Consider the following 14,898-nt stretch of genomic DNA (forward strand, 5'->3'; position numbering starts at 1 on the left):
TTGGTTTTCCACAAAGCTTTCCTCACCGGACTGCTTTCAGGAAAGCATCAAAGCGATCCTTTACATTAAGCCCGTTGAGCGATGATGGAAGAGCATTACCAACCGCATCAGATTGAGAGCGAAGCCCAGAAATTCTGGGAAGACAATGACAGCTTTGCTGTCACCGAAGGCACTTCAGAAGGCTCTTCACAAGAGAAGGGCAAAGAAAAGTACTACTGCCTCTCCATGTTCCCGTACCCCAGTGGCCGACTGCACATGGGGCACGTTCGTAACTACACCATTGGTGATGTGATTTCACGCTACCAGCGTATGCGCGGCAAGAATGTCCTGCAGCCTATGGGCTGGGATGCCTTTGGTCTGCCTGCCGAAAATGCCGCCATCAAAAACAAGACGGCACCAGCCCCCTGGACCTACGAAAACATTGATTACATGAAAGGCCAGCTCAAGCGCCTGGGTTTCGGCTATGACTGGAACCGTGAGCTGGCAACCTGTAAGCCAGATTACTACAAGTGGGAGCAGTGGTTCTTCACCCAGCTCTACGAAAAAGGTCTGGTATACAAAAAAATGGCCACCGTTAACTGGTGTCCAAACGACGCCACCGTACTGGCCAACGAGCAGGTTGAAGATGGCCGCTGCTGGCGTTGTGATACGGTCGTAGAACGCAAAGAACTGCCCCAGTGGTTCGTTAAAATCACAGCCTACGCCGATGAACTGCTGGCCGACCTCGATAAACTCGAGCACTGGCCAGAGCAGGTCAAGGCCATGCAGCGCAACTGGATTGGCCGCTCCGAAGGCGTACAGATGACCTTCAAGGTTGCCAATGGGCCTGGCGCTGCTGCGGGTGAGAGCGCCCCTGAGGAGTTCAAGGTTTACACCACCCGACCAGATACCCTGATGGGCGTGACCTACGTGGGCATTGCCTCAGAGCACCCATTGGCCAAAGCGGCAGCGGCCAATAACCCTGCCCTTGCCACCTTCATCCATGACTGCAAATCCAATGCCGTGACTGAAGCCGAAATGGCCACCATGGAAAAGGTCGGTGTCGATACCGGCATCCGGGCCATTCACCCAATCACGGGTCGTGAAGTACCCGTATGGGCGGCCAACTTTGTACTGATGGATTACGGTACCGGTGCAGTGATGGCCGTTCCCGGCCATGACCAGCGGGACTACGAGTTTGCCACCCGTTTTGGTCTGCCCATCGAACAGGTTATCGAGCCGGCCAATGGCGAAGCCATTGACCTTGGCGCAGCGGCTTTTACGGACAAGGGTAAGCTGGTGAACTCCGGTGAGTTTGACGGCCTGAGCTCAGAAGAGGCGTTCAATGCCATCGCCGACCGCCTGATTGCAGAAGGCAAAGGTGAGCGTCAGGTGAACTATCGCCTGCGTGACTGGGGTGTCAGCCGTCAGCGTTACTGGGGGGCACCAATCCCGATGCGCTACCTGGAAGATGGTACTGAGGTTCCTGTTCCCCTGGAGGATCTGCCGGTGCTGCTGCCAGAAGACGTGGAAATGGACGGGGTTCAGTCACCCATCAAGGCCGACCCTGAGTGGGCAAAAACCACCCATAACGGCCAGCCTGCCACCCGTGAGACTGATACCTTTGATACCTTCATGGAGTCCAGCTGGTACTACGCCCGCTACTGCTCGCCACAGTCTGATGACCAGATGCTGAACCCTGAGCAGGCCAATTACTGGCTGCCGGTGGACCAGTACATCGGAGGTATTGAACATGCGGTGATGCACCTGCTCTACTCCCGTTTCTATCACAAGCTGCTGCGTGATGCCGGCCTGGTCGACAGCGATGAGCCGTTCAAGCGCCTGCTTTGCCAGGGCATGGTACTGGCTGACACCTTCTACAAGCTTGATGAAAAAGGCGTCAAACAGTGGCTTGCCCCGACCGATGTCGACAGCGAGTTTGACGACAAAGGACGTCTGGTTAAGGCTACCCTGAAAGCGACAGGTGAAGTGGTTGAACATGCGGGCATGAGCAAGATGTCCAAATCGAAAAACAACGGTATCGACCCGCAGGACCTGATTGATCAGTACGGCGCTGACACGATCCGTCTGTACACCATGTTCGCTGCGCCACCGGAGCAAACCCTGGAGTGGTCTGAAAGTGCTGTAGAAGGTGCCAACCGTTTCCTGCGTCGCTTCTGGAAGCAGGCCGCAGAGCATATTGCCGGTGGTGCTGTGGCCGCTCTTGATCTGAACGCCCTGACCAAAGAGCAAAAGGATCTGCGCCGTAAAGTGCATGAAACCATCAACAAGGTTTCTGATGACTGTGAGCGCCGCCTGACCTTCAATACCGCCATTGCCGCGATCATGGAGTTGAACAACGCCATCAGCAAGTTCCAGGTGTGCCATGCACAAAGTCAGGATCGCGCCGTCATGCACGAAGCCATTGAGGCTACCACGCTGATGCTGGCACCGATTGCGCCTCATGCCATGCACAGTATCTGGCAGGCGTTGGGTCACTCTGAGCCGGTACTGGATGCTTCATGGCCGGTAGCTGACGAGGAAGCGCTGAAGAAAGAGGCCATCACCCTGGTGGTTCAGGTCAATGGTAAGGTGCGGGCAAAACTGGAAGTACCGGCAGGCCTGGGTAAAGACGCCATTGAGAAGCTTGCTCTGGAGCATGAAAACGTCAGCAAATTTACCGATGGTTTGACAGTCCGCAAGGTGATTGTGGTTCCCGGTAAACTGGTGAATATTGTTGCCAATTAATCGCAAGGTAGCGGACATCCTTCCGGAAAAATCATAAAGGGGCAAACGCCCCTTTATTTTTCGCCCTAAAAATGGGAAGTCAGGGCAAGAGTTTGTTTTTCCCGGGCAGGCTATTTCCTTTATTCGTCATCATCAAAAGGCTCATCATCGAATAAAAAGGGTGACCCTTCCCTTTCTTTTTCTTCCTCTTCTTCACGTTCTTTCCTGCTTTTCCTTTTCCTATCAGACCGATTCAAAGGATTTGGAGTTAGATTAGGTAAAATAATGGGAGGCGGCTGCTTTTGACCACTTTCCACAGCCAGTGGTGGTTGTGCTGCGATATTGGCCAACCCCATTGAAGCAAGCAACTGGTTTAACGAACCCATTGCCTGCGCGGAACTGATAGGGGTTGCACTGTTATTGACACCGATATTGATACTGGTGCCGACCTTGTTACCTGACTCAGGGCGAACAGCTTCATTTGCGCTCTTGCTCCCCGGGGAAACAGGCCCTTCCCCGTTTTTCAGCCTGTTCTCGCCATGCCCATTATGCACCCCGGACTTTGCTGGTGCAGATAATCCATCATGCTCCACCCCGCAGCCAAGCCCATTAGCTACCCCCGGCTTTAATAACTCCGAGAGGTATTGCCGGTTAACAAGGGCAAGTCCTTTTTCAGGGGCAATTTCACCAGCAATACCAGCTTTGGTGGCGTACTGATTTAAAAGAGAGTCAACTTCTTGCAATAAAGCAGAGTCTGTCACTGAGTTAGCATCTTTTAAAGCCAGCGACAGCTTCTCCGCCAATCTGGATAACTCCATCGCTTTCTGAATATCTTCCGGACGCCCCTGCAACATGAGATTGTTAATAAGGTTACCTAACAGTTCACTGATTGAATGTCGTTGAGACAAGGGCACCCTGCCCCCCTGGGACGCTGCGTGATCCTCAGGCTCCCCCTGTCCGCCATCAATGATCTGAACACTGCCCCCCGTTAACAGGGCAATCAGTTGTGCTACTTTTGTAATCACCTCAATGATCATTTGCGCTGACGGGCTTTCAGTCAGGTCAGGTCCACAGACCACAACATGCAGTGCAGGTGGTGTGGTAAAGAGAGAGGCAATCGACCTGTCGGGTAAGGCCGTCCAGGCAGTCAATAACCTGTTACCCGAGGCCGCATTGCTGATAAAAGCTGGCTGTGAAACCGCAACTGGCATAAAAGGCGGCGCTGTCAGCGAAGATGGTGTCTGCGGGCACCGGCTTGTAACGTTCCTCTCAATAACCGTTCTTAACTCACTTCCTAATGGCCTGGCAAAAATCCTGTTTTGAACAGTCCGCAGCTCCCAACGCTCCACCAGCCGCACCTGCCTGGAGTTACCCATAGCATCGGTAACATACAGATTCTTTTCTTTGGTCAGTTCAGTGCAGCTGACATTGGCTGTTTGGGCGGAATTGGGCAAATCCGGCGGCATGGATGCCGCTAATTGCATGGATACAGCTTCTGCCATGGGGCCTCCTGCTTAGCCTGAAGCAAAGAATGCACTCTGCCATCATATTGAGTTAATTATTATTTGTTCCTTTAGAAGTATGACACTGAAAATCCGGATAAGTTCCGGCATGGTGGGGCGGCCAGCCTCCCGGAACCTGACAACAATCAGTAAAGTCCATCCGCCAAACGGGAGCTGAACCTATCAAAGAGGACTCTGGCTTCCCTTGTGAATTGCTGGCAAAATTCCTGACCATATAAGATTTTATGGATAATTCAGAGTGATGAAGTGCTTCGCTTGTTAAAAGGACTTACGCTTGTCACAATTCTGGCAGCCGTTATTTTGCCGGGAATCAGGTACTTTTTATCCAGTAAAATCACCTTGATGGTAAATCAATGGGTCGCCAGCCTCTCTCCTTATGCCCGTGTCAGCTATGAGAAAATTGATATAGGCCTGAGCGGCACTATCAAGCTGCACAATGCAACGATGGATCTACCATCCGGCCAGCAGCCCAGACTGGAAATACAGCGAATATCCCTGCGCTTTCCAGAGCTTTATGGACTGTACCAGCCAGCCTTAACCGGTGATTACTCTCTGATACCGCAATCCCTGACTGTAGAGCTGCAGGGCATGAACTTATTTTTTCTGGACCACCCTCACCTGGAAGCCCATTTTTCCAAAAGGAATGAGTCATTAAACAGCCTTGCCGGAGCTTGTCATGACCAGCGTCTCTTTGCCCCTGCACAGCTTGAATCAATGGGTTATACCTCTGCCAATTTAGTCAATCTCGGACTCCGATATCAATTCCATGACTTCAACCAAACGCTTGACCTTACCATTGAAAGCGAAATTCAGGGGTTGGGATTTACTACGTTGGGCCTGTCCATCGATAACCTGAGCCATCTTGACCGGGCAGCATTCAAAACCGAAACTGCGGGACTGAAGCAACTTTCTTTCTGGTATCAGGATGATGGGTATATAAGCCGGAAAGTCAGGTTCTGCGCTCAACGCTCTGGTGTTTCAACGGCTGAGTAGGCTATGTTTCCCTTATGGGTTGATGGGTCTAAACTGTCGTAAAACCATGTAATGGGAGATTCTGTTATGCAGTCCCAACAGTTTCAAGACCTTCTTAATGCTATACCGTTATTATCCAGCCAGCAGCGAAATACACTTATTAACGCTCTGTCAGAGCAGAATTCTCCTTCCGATATTGCCAAGTCTATCGAAGATAGTTTTGTCCGGGCTCCAAAATGTCCTCACTGCGGGTCAGAAGACCTACAACGCTGGGGGATGCGGAACCAACGACAACGTTTCCGGTGCAAGTCTTGTCGAAAGACCCTGAACTCTTTTTCCAAAACGCCTCTGGCCCGTTTAAGACATCCTGAGCGTTGGCCGCAGTATCTTGAGGGGATGACTTACTCTTTGACGCTTCGCCCGGCTGCCAAGCAATGCGGCGTTTCATTGAAAACATCATTCCGTTGGAGGCATCGATTTTTACAGGCTATTGAGCACGACCAGGCACCGGAGCTTAGTGGCATCACAGAACTGGATGAAACTTTCTTCCGTGAATCCTTCAAAGGTCAGAAGAAAGGTCTTCCAAGAGCTGCCAGGAAGCGGGGTAATGAGAAGAAGACAGAGTGTCGACAAATACCGGTCATGGTAGCCAGAGACCGCGATAATCAGACGGTTGATGGCATTCTGGAGAATCAGAGTGCAGACGAGCTTTGTCGTCATTTGAACGGTCGAATAAATATTGAAGCAGTCGTATGCGCCGATGCAAGCCTTGCACATGAGAAGCTTGCGAGAACCTTGGGGTTCACCTTTAAAGAACTGGTGTCATCCTCTGGAATACGGGTTATAGAAGGTGTTTTTCACCTGCAACGTGTGAATGCATATCACAGCCACTTGAAGCAGTGGATTACAGGGATTTTTCACGGAGTTGCAACAAAATATCTGTCACATTACCTGGGCTGGCGAAGGGCTCTAACTGGCATTAATGCTTTAACAGCTGATCGGTTGGCCAACAAGATTTTGGAATTTATTCACTTTCAACCTTTAAAGGCAACATAGCCGGCTGAGTATGTTGCCCGGGAAGTATCACGGGAGAATCAATACTACGCAGCATTATGGGGCATTATTCCGGGTGATTCTATTCGAGAGGCATACCAGGACTTCCTCAACAATCCAGAGACCGTTTCCATTAGCCTGGAATTTCAATCCCCGTTTCTTTTCAACCGGCAGTACCGGGAAGATGACGTTCCGGTGCTCAGCCAGCGCTCTGTATCGATTAACAATAGCGAGATCATTGCGCCAATACTCACGGTTGTTCCGGGGGAGATAAGTAAAAAAGTGGGTGATCTGCAGGCCATACTGTTTAGCAACGTCGAATTGCCGGAAGTAGACGGGCGCAGGGCAAACCCCGTATCTGAACCCTATGATGACCAATCAGCCTCCCTGCCTGAACAGGAAATAGACCTGAGAGCAGTGTATGTGGGTCAGCATATCCGTTACCAGCCTGTGGAGCTGACCAGTCTGACTGAAGGTGAGCTGCGGCAAATCAGAATTACCCTGAGCAATGGACGCCAGTATGAGGGCATTATTAACAGCCTCAGTGACAGTGAGCTTCAGCTTAAAAGCCAGCAGGCAGGAGGTGAACTGGTTCTCCCGATAAAACTTGAAAGAATTGTTCAACTTGAAATAAAAATGTAAACGCCGGGAATGATTCCCGGCACAGTAAAACTGGCGTAAACACCAGACTATAACTACTCTCAGCTAGAAATCCCTCCCGGAAGTATCATTTAACCAATGGTTAAGATTGGGTAAAACACATCACGCATACGCTGTTCATTGATAACAAATGCAGCCAGGCAGTCATAAAAAATCAGATAAACAATTGCACTGCCAGAGAGGTTAATGATGAAAAATGGCAACCATCAGATCATTGAAAAAGTCACTATTATTGGTGGAACCCACGGCAATGAATACATCGGCCCCTACTTCATAAGTAAGGCAGAGCAAGTGGGGATTTTTCAGGATAATGCCCTGGAAGTGGCAACGCTCCTTGCCAATCCGGAAGCCTTTGCCCGGGCAAGGCGGTTTATTGATCAGGATTTGAACCGCTCATTTTCTGACCGGGTTCTCACCGGCACTCAAGACGCCCATGAGTGTCAGCGGGCAAGAGAAATCGCCCGACACTTATCTCAGGATGCCATAGGCCAGCACTTCCTGGTTGATCTCCACAGTACCACCGCCAATATGGGCATTACCCTGATCGTCAGAAATAGTGAGCCACTTAACCTTCACACTGCGGCTTATGTGCAGAAAAATATTCCCGAAGCCCGGATCCTGCTCAGCGATGTTGACCATAGTCAGCACCCGTCTTTAAACAGCATTTCACGTTTTGGTATTGTGATTGAGGTTGGTCCCTTAGCCAATGCCGTGCTTCGTCATGACCTCTTTGAAACCACCGAGAAAGTGGTGGATCTGGTCGTTAAGTTCCTGACTCTGTGCAAAACTCGCCAGGAACCTAAACTTCCTGACGCCGTGACGGTATTCAGGTTCAGGGAAAAAGTACCTTACCCCAGAAATGAACAAGGGAATCTGACCGCAATGGTTCACAAAGACCTTCAGGATCGGGACTATCGCCTGCTAGAAACCAATCACCCCATTTTTATGACATTTCAGGGTGATGACATCCGATATTCCGGGGAACCTGGCTATCCGGTATTTATTAATGAGGCCGCTTACTACCTTGAAGATACGGCTTTCATCATCACCGACAAAGTTGAAGTCTCACTGGATTGAACATCTATTGATCTAACGATGCTCACTTTCCTTTTCTGAAGCAGAAGCCGCAGGCGGCTAACCACCAGCAATCAGTACACCCACCTGAAAAACACGCCCCCCCCCCGAAAATCATCAAACGGGCTTCGTAAAATACTGATAGAAAAGAAGAAATATTGACATAAATTAAAACAACAACACGCAAGTCAAATAATGTCTCCGATTTAATCCACATGAAGAACCGGACAATGAATAAACCCCACTCTGGAAAATGCCCTGTTATGCACGGTGTGGTAACAGAGAGCGGCAAGTCGAATGTTGACTGGTGGCCAAAAACCCTGAACCTCGACATTCTGCATCAACATGACCAAAAAACTGACCCGATGGCACCGGAGTTTAACTATCGGGAAGCGGTGAAAACTCTCGACTTTGCAGGCCTGAAGCAAGACCTTAAAGATCTGATGACCAACTCCCAGCAGTGGTGGCCTGCCGACTGGGGACACTACGGCGGCCTGATGGTGCGTATGTCCTGGCATGCTTCCGGTACTTACCGTATTGCCGATGGCCGTGGCGGTGGCAGTACCGGTAACCAGCGTTTTGCACCGCTGAATTCCTGGCCCGATAACGCCAACCTGGACAAAGCCCGTCGTCTATTATGGCCGATCAAGAAAAAGTACGGTAACAAACTGAGCTGGGCTGACCTGCTGGCTTATGCAGGCACTGTCGCTTATGAATCCATGGGGCTGAAGACCTTTGGCTTCGCTTTCGGCCGGGAAGATATCTGGCACCCTGAAAAAGATATCTATTGGGGCTCGGAAAAAGAGTGGCTGAAGCCAAGCACTGAAGAAGAGTCCGGCCGGTGCCTGGCAATATGAGCCCATTAACATTGCCGAAGAAGACAAGCCTGTGGATGTGGAAGACCCATCCATCCGCTACAACCCCATCATGACCGATGCGGATATGGCGCTGAAGGTGGATCCGGAATATCGCAAGATTTCCGAACGCTTCCGTGATGACCACGCCTACTTCTCCGACGTGTTTGCCCGTGCCTGGTTCAAGCTGACCCACCGGGATATGGGACCACAAACCCGTTACATCGGCCCGGATGCACCACAGGAAGCGCTGATCTGGCAAGACCCGGTACCTGCAGGCAAGACCGATTACGATGTGGCTGCGCTCAAGGCCAGAATTGCCGCCAGCGGCCTGAGCAACAGCGATATGATCACTACGGCCTGGGACAGCGCCCGTGTTGACCTGGTATTTGGTTCCAACTCAATTCTGCGAGCTTACGCAGAAGTGTACGCCCAAGACGATAATCAGGAAAAATTCGTTCGTGACTTTGTCGCCGCCTGGACCAAAGTGATGAATGCTGATCGATTTGACCTGGCTTAATCGCAACACCTGCTAAAACCCGATACACACGCCGCATTCATTGCGGCGTGTTTTTTTCTCAAAGCCAATTTTCTTTTTTCTGCCTACCGCCGTCATGGTAGAGTTACAGGTCGAATTTGAACACTTGAAGCATCATTGCTGGAGAGATCATGACCTACCCCTTTCGTTCAGTGAGCACGCTGACCTTGCTGCTGTTAACCAGCCTGTTAACGGCCTGTGGCTTCCATCTGAGAGGCGCAATGAGTACTGCCAGTGAAGTCAGCCAACTGTCCATCACCGGCAATGATCCTGTCTATATTCGCTCCCTCTCCAGAGCGATGGAACGCAGTGGCATCGATATCAGCGAGACGGCTCCATGGCGCATCAACATCATCCGCGTTGAACGTGATACGGATCAGCAGACCGTTGCCAGTGCGGGCTATTTTGAGCAGAGAATTGCCATGCAGGTGGTTTACCAGTTACAAACCGCCTCTGGCCTGCCGCTGTTTGCTCCGGTTCAGTTAACCCGCGAACGTTACATCACCCAGAACCAGGATGCGCCGAATGCGGCGGAATCCGAACAAGGGATTATCCTTTCTGAGCTACAGCAGGAACTGGTTACCACAACCCTGCGCCGGATTCACAGCCTGTCTGAAAATGAGCTGTCAGCGGCCGCTGAACAAGCCAGGGCTGCGGCGCAAGCCCAGATGGAGAACACTGAATCCAGCCGGAACCCTCTGCCTTGAAGCTTCGTATTGACCAACTGGGTGCACAGCTGAAGAAACAGCTGGCACCTGTCTACATCGTCAGCGGTGATGAACCGCTTCAGGTTGCCCGGTGCTGTGATCAAATTCGCCAATATGCCAGGGACACCGGGTTTTCCGAGCGCCATGTTTATCATGTTGAAAACGGCTTTGACTGGGGGGATTTTCTCAGCACGGCCAACAGCCTGTCGCTGTTTGCCCAGAAGCAGATTCTTGAGCTGCGAATACCCAATGGCAAGCCCGGAGATGCAGGCAGTAAAGCGCTGCTGGAATACCTCAGCCACCCCTCACCGGACAATCTGCTGCTGATGATCACGGATCGTCTGGACAATACCCTGCAAAAATCAAAATGGTTCAAGGCGCTGGAACAGGCCGGGGTATTTATTCCCATCTGGCCAATCGAATCCGGACAGCTACCAGGCTGGCTCGCTCAACAGCTTAAAGTGGATGGCTACCGGGCAACCCCGGACGCCCTGAGCCTGATAGCCGAGCGTGTGGAAGGGAATCTTCTGGCGGCATCCCAGGAACTGGAAAAGCTCAAGCTTCTGGCCAGGGATAAAACCATTGATGAAGCTACTGTGCGAGAAGCGGTGTCGGACAGCGCCCGATACGATGTGTTCCAACTGCTGGACAGCGCCCTGGACGGCAATATCAAACAGTGTGTGCGCATCCTGGGCATTCTGAAAGGTGAGGGCATTGAGCCTCCGATCATTCTCTGGGCTCTGGCCAGGGAGATACGCCTGCTTAGCCATCTGAGCCGACAGCTATCCCGGGGGATGGCAAGGGATCTGGCCATTGAACAATCCGCTAAAGCGCTGGGGTTCGTGCCATTTATGCTCAAGCGCAGGTCATCACTGCTGGAAAAGGCCATTCGCCGGAGCAGCGAGCGAAACCTGCGTCAGATGCTGCTGGATACAGGAAAGATTGATCGTTGTATCAAAGGGTTAGAGAAAGGTAACGCCTGGGATAAACTGCTGACCCTGACCCTGAATCTGGCAGGTTTACCCCCTATTCAGGTCATCAAGTGACTCCAGAAAGTAGCCAGTACATGGTTTCAATGAGTTTGACGGGTTGTCGTGCCTCCGCACTCCGTTCGTCCTGAGCCTGTCGAAGTATCCATCATAGGGCCTAAAGGCGGAAACTCCGGACTCTGATAGATCGTGCCAAGCACCCTTCGACTCCGCTCAGGGTGAACGGAGATTGTGCACGTCAAACTCATTGAAACCATGCACTAGTGCAGAAAAGCGTTAATACCCGTACACCCCGTTCATCCTGAAGCTTGTCGAAGGATGGTGCAACCGTACTTCGACAAGCTTCACGATGAACGGGGGGGGCGCTGTTCAGTAATATCTCCGTTCACCCTGAGCGGAGTCGAAGGGTGATTGGCACGGTCTTCGTTGTTGGTTCGGAGTCCACATCCTTCGACAGGCCTCAGCACGAACAGCATGGGTATCAACGCTAAGCTGCACCAGGAGCTGTCGGCGAACATGACATGGAACCTAATCTGGTACGCACGGTCTAAAAGTTAAAACAATGTTTAAGGGACTATGCAGTATGAACAGATCATTTCTTGTTAAAAAGCCATCACTGGACGGCAAATTCTGGTGGGATAACAACAATATTCCCGGCTACCTGATGAATTCGGACATCGAAAAGGCGCTTGCTACCTTTCGCCGGATAAAGGAGTTTCAGTACATTGAGTTCAATCAGGGCAGGCCTACTTATGTGTTTTTGATGGAAGACGTGTGCCCGCATACCCCCTACGATAAGGTAATGGTCTCCATTACTGACCGGGGCGATATGAAATATGTCTTTGTATACAACGACCCCCGGCCAGAAGAGCGGTGGTGGATCGTTTATCAGCCCATTAATGAATCAGGAGTGCCGATTAGCACTGAACGCTGTGTCGGCTGGTTTATTGATGAGTATGCCGCGCTGGAAAAAGCCAGGGATGTCCTTGCCAAACCGGACAGAACCAGCAAAGTTAATTAAAAGACCGCTGGCAAAGCACTATACTTCGCAGCCAATACAACATCACAACACATAGAAGTAGTAGTGCAATGACAGCATCTTCCTGGTTATCCATCCTGGCCATTTGTGCGCTTGGTACCATCTCACCGGGCCCAAGTCTGGCGGCCGTCATGAAAAGTACCGTGCAGGGGTCCAGGGCCCATGGGCTGGTTACGTCGATTTCCCATGCCCTGGGGATTGGTATTTATGCGTTTCTGGTGGCGGCGGGTATCGGTGTTGTGATTACTGAAACGCCCTGGCTCTATAAATTCATTACCTATGCAGGTTCTGCCTATCTGGCCTGGATGGGGTATAAGGCTATTACCTGTGCATCCTCGTTAATTAACGACCAGCATCAGTTACAGCAACAGCTGAGCCTGAAACAGGCGGCAATTAACGGCTTTCTGGTCTCTTTCCTGAACCCCAAGATTGCCGTATTTTTCCTGGCGCTGTTCAGCCAGTTTGTGACGCCTGATTCCACGGTAATCACTCAGATACTGATGGCATCCATTGCCACACTCTGCGATGGCGTCTGGTATTGCCTGGTTGCCTCAGTAGCAGGCCATGGCAAAGTGCTGCCAGCGCTACGAAAAAGAGCCACGCTGATCAACCGGCTGTGTGGCATCCTGTTGATTCTGGTGGCTCTTCGTATTGTGTGTATGTAAGTAGTTAACCAGATGGAATCCTATTTTTCTGACTCAGTGATCAGTCAAAAAGGCTCAAGTCCCGAACGGCACCCTTATCTGCACTGGTGACCATACGGGCATAAGCTTTAAGTGCCGTGGAGACCCTTCTTGGCCGGGACTTAACCGGCTGCCAGGCAGCTTTCCCCCGGGCCTCCATGGCTGTCCGTCTGACGGCCAGCTGGTCTTCGGTCAACTGGACATTAATGCTTCGGTTGGGAATATCTATCCGAATGATATCCCCATTTTCCACCAGGCCAATGGCACCACCGGATGCGGCCTCAGGAGAAGCATGACCAATGGACAGTCCGGAAGTCCCCCCGGAAAAGCGTCCATCCGTCAGCAGCGCACAGGCCTTACCCAGCCCTTTCGATTTCAGATAACTGGTGGGGTAGAGCATTTCCTGCATACCCGGCCCACCTTTTGGCCCTTCGTAGCGAACAATCACCACCTCTCCCGGCTGCACCCGGTCTTCCAGAATAGCGTTGACCGCGTCCTCCTGACTTTCACAGATATGGGCCGGACCTTCGAAGACCAGGTTATCATCATCAACACCCGAGGTTTTGACGACACAGCCATCGGCGGCAATGTTGCCATAAAGCACTGCAAGCCCCCCCTCAGTACTGAAGGCATGTTCCAGTGAGCGAATACAGCCTTCTGCCCGGTCATAATCCAGTGTCTCCCAGCGATAATCCTGACTGAAGGCTTCTGTCGTACGAATACCGGCAGGACCGGCCTTAAAGAACGTTGTTACCGACTCATCACGGGTTTGGATAATATCCCAACGGGACAGGGCTTCACTGACGGTGGCGCTGTGCACCATGGGAATATCATTGTGCAATAATCCGGCACGATCCAGCTCACCAAGGATACCCATCACCCCACCCGCCCGGTGAACATCTTCCATATGGTATTTCGGGGTGTTGGGTGCCACTTTGCATAACTGGGGGATCCGACGGGATAACTCGTCAATATTACGCATATCGAAAGGTATGCCACCTTCCTGGGCAGCCGCCAGCAGATGCAGGATGGTATTGGTCGATCCACCCATGGCGATGTCCAGACTCATGGCATTTTCAAACGCCTTGAAACTGGCGATGGATCTGGGCAGTACACTCTCATCGTCGTGTTCATAATAACGCCGGGTGATGTCAACAATACGGCGAGCTGCTTCCAGAAACAGCTGTTCACGGTCAGCGTGAGTAGCCAGCATGGAACCATTGCCCGGCAGGGAAAGACCCAGCGCTTCCGTCAGACAGTTCATGGAGTTGGCGGTAAACATCCCTGAGCAGGAACCACAGGTTGGACAGGCTGAACGCTCATACTCGGCAACAGTTTCATCATCGGCATCTGAAGCGGCGATCACCATGGCATCAACCAGGTCAAGCCCATGTTGTGACAGTTTGGTTTTACCCGCTTCCATTGGCCCACCTGAAACAAAAACCACCGGAATGTTCAGGCGCATGGCCGCCATCAACATGCCCGGGGTGATTTTGTCACAGTTGGAAATACAGACCAGCGCATCGGCTGTGTGGGCATTGACCATATATTCCACGGAGTCAGCGATGATGTCCCGGCTGGGCAACGAATAGAGCATGCCATCGTGCCCCATGGCAATGCCATCATCCACGGCAATGGTGTTGAACTCTTTCGCCACACCGCCATGCTGCTCAATTTCACGGCAAACCAGTTGCCCCATGTCCTTCAAATGAACATGGCCAGGTACAAACTGGGTAAATGAGTTAGCGACAGCAATAATGGGTTTGTTGAAATCCCCATCGTTCATACCTGTTGCCCGCCATAGCGCACGGGCTCCGGCCATATTACGGCCATGGGTGGATGTTCTGGAGCGATAGGCTGGCATGAAACAGTCCCTCTACTAACGGTCAATGGCAAATGGTTTTATTCTTGCTTCTGTCTGTACACGGTAACTTTTTAGAAAGCCAATGCACTCCTTGCTGACGGGGTTTTTATCGCCATCCAATGGCGGCCGGTTAGAATATCAAAATTCAGGCGATTTGTCTGACTATGTGGAAATACCACTGGAAAAACCGGAATCGAATCCACTCTTCAAAGTCATCACAGAAAATAAGACGTAGC

At 51.5% G+C, this 14,898-nt stretch carries 11 protein-coding genes and 1 pseudogene; 10 read left to right on the top strand and 2 right to left on the bottom strand.

Annotated features, from left to right (window positions below; all coding sequences use genetic code 11):
• Nucleotides 1-84 precede the first annotated feature (84 nt).
• A complete protein-coding gene (gene leuS, locus ACO6UX_RS08285; RefSeq protein ID WP_422447907.1) occupies nucleotides 85-2,727 on the top strand; it encodes a leucine--tRNA ligase in 2,643 nt (880 codons plus the stop codon).
• Between the two features lie 119 nt (nucleotides 2,728-2,846).
• Here the strand turns inward: leuS and ACO6UX_RS08290 are convergent, their stop codons facing one another.
• Nucleotides 2,847-4,208, bottom strand: coding sequence for a hypothetical protein (locus ACO6UX_RS08290; RefSeq protein WP_422446619.1), 1,362 nt, complete (start codon nucleotides 4,206-4,208; stop codon nucleotides 2,847-2,849).
• Nucleotides 4,209-4,568: 360 nt separating this feature from the next.
• On the opposite strand from ACO6UX_RS08290, the gene ACO6UX_RS08295 reads away from it, so the two are divergent.
• From ACO6UX_RS08295 to ACO6UX_RS08335, 9 genes and pseudogenes are all read left to right on the top strand, one after another.
• Nucleotides 4,569-5,222, top strand: a complete 654-nt coding sequence (locus tag ACO6UX_RS08295; protein WP_422446621.1) for a hypothetical protein — start codon at nucleotides 4,569-4,571, stop codon at nucleotides 5,220-5,222.
• Nucleotides 5,223-5,288: 66 nt separating this feature from the next.
• Nucleotides 5,289-6,257, top strand: coding sequence for an IS1595 family transposase (locus tag ACO6UX_RS08300; RefSeq protein ID WP_422446623.1), 969 nt, complete (start codon nucleotides 5,289-5,291; stop codon nucleotides 6,255-6,257).
• 192 nt (nucleotides 6,258-6,449) lie between these two features.
• A complete protein-coding gene (locus ACO6UX_RS08305; protein ID WP_422446625.1) occupies nucleotides 6,450-6,896 on the top strand; it encodes a hypothetical protein in 447 nt (148 codons plus the stop codon).
• A gap of 204 nt (nucleotides 6,897-7,100) precedes the next feature.
• Nucleotides 7,101-7,991 (top strand): aspartoacylase, encoded by an 891-nt coding sequence (locus ACO6UX_RS08310; RefSeq protein WP_422446627.1) that lies wholly within the window; start codon nucleotides 7,101-7,103, stop codon nucleotides 7,989-7,991.
• A 227-nt stretch (nucleotides 7,992-8,218) separates the two neighbouring features.
• Nucleotides 8,219-9,218 (top strand): annotated as a pseudogene (locus tag ACO6UX_RS08315) (peroxidase family protein); the annotation flags it as partial.
• Between the two features lie 293 nt (nucleotides 9,219-9,511).
• Entirely contained in the window at nucleotides 9,512-10,087 is a 576-nt protein-coding gene (locus tag ACO6UX_RS08320; protein WP_422446629.1) for a hypothetical protein, read from the top strand.
• Nucleotides 10,084-11,133, top strand: a complete 1,050-nt coding sequence (gene holA, locus ACO6UX_RS08325) for a DNA polymerase III subunit delta (protein WP_422446631.1) — start codon at nucleotides 10,084-10,086, stop codon at nucleotides 11,131-11,133. Before ACO6UX_RS08320 ends, holA begins: the two co-directional genes overlap by 4 nt.
• A 526-nt stretch (nucleotides 11,134-11,659) precedes the next feature.
• Nucleotides 11,660-12,097 (top strand): hypothetical protein, encoded by a 438-nt coding sequence (locus ACO6UX_RS08330; RefSeq protein WP_269673074.1) that lies wholly within the window; start codon nucleotides 11,660-11,662, stop codon nucleotides 12,095-12,097.
• Between the two features lie 68 nt (nucleotides 12,098-12,165).
• Nucleotides 12,166-12,780 (top strand): LysE family translocator, encoded by a 615-nt coding sequence (locus tag ACO6UX_RS08335; protein WP_422446633.1) that lies wholly within the window; start codon nucleotides 12,166-12,168, stop codon nucleotides 12,778-12,780.
• A gap of 40 nt (nucleotides 12,781-12,820) precedes the next feature.
• Here ACO6UX_RS08335 and ilvD read toward each other — a convergent pair whose 3' ends face one another.
• Nucleotides 12,821-14,662 carry a dihydroxy-acid dehydratase gene (ilvD, locus tag ACO6UX_RS08340; RefSeq protein ID WP_422446635.1) on the bottom strand — a complete coding sequence of 614 codons (1,842 nt, stop codon included), beginning with the start codon at nucleotides 14,660-14,662 and terminating at the stop codon, nucleotides 12,821-12,823.
• Nucleotides 14,663-14,898: the final 236 nt, after the last annotated feature.

This window comes from Endozoicomonas sp. ALB091, from assembly GCF_049310265.1.
Lineage (GTDB): Bacteria > Pseudomonadota > Gammaproteobacteria > Pseudomonadales > Endozoicomonadaceae > Endozoicomonas.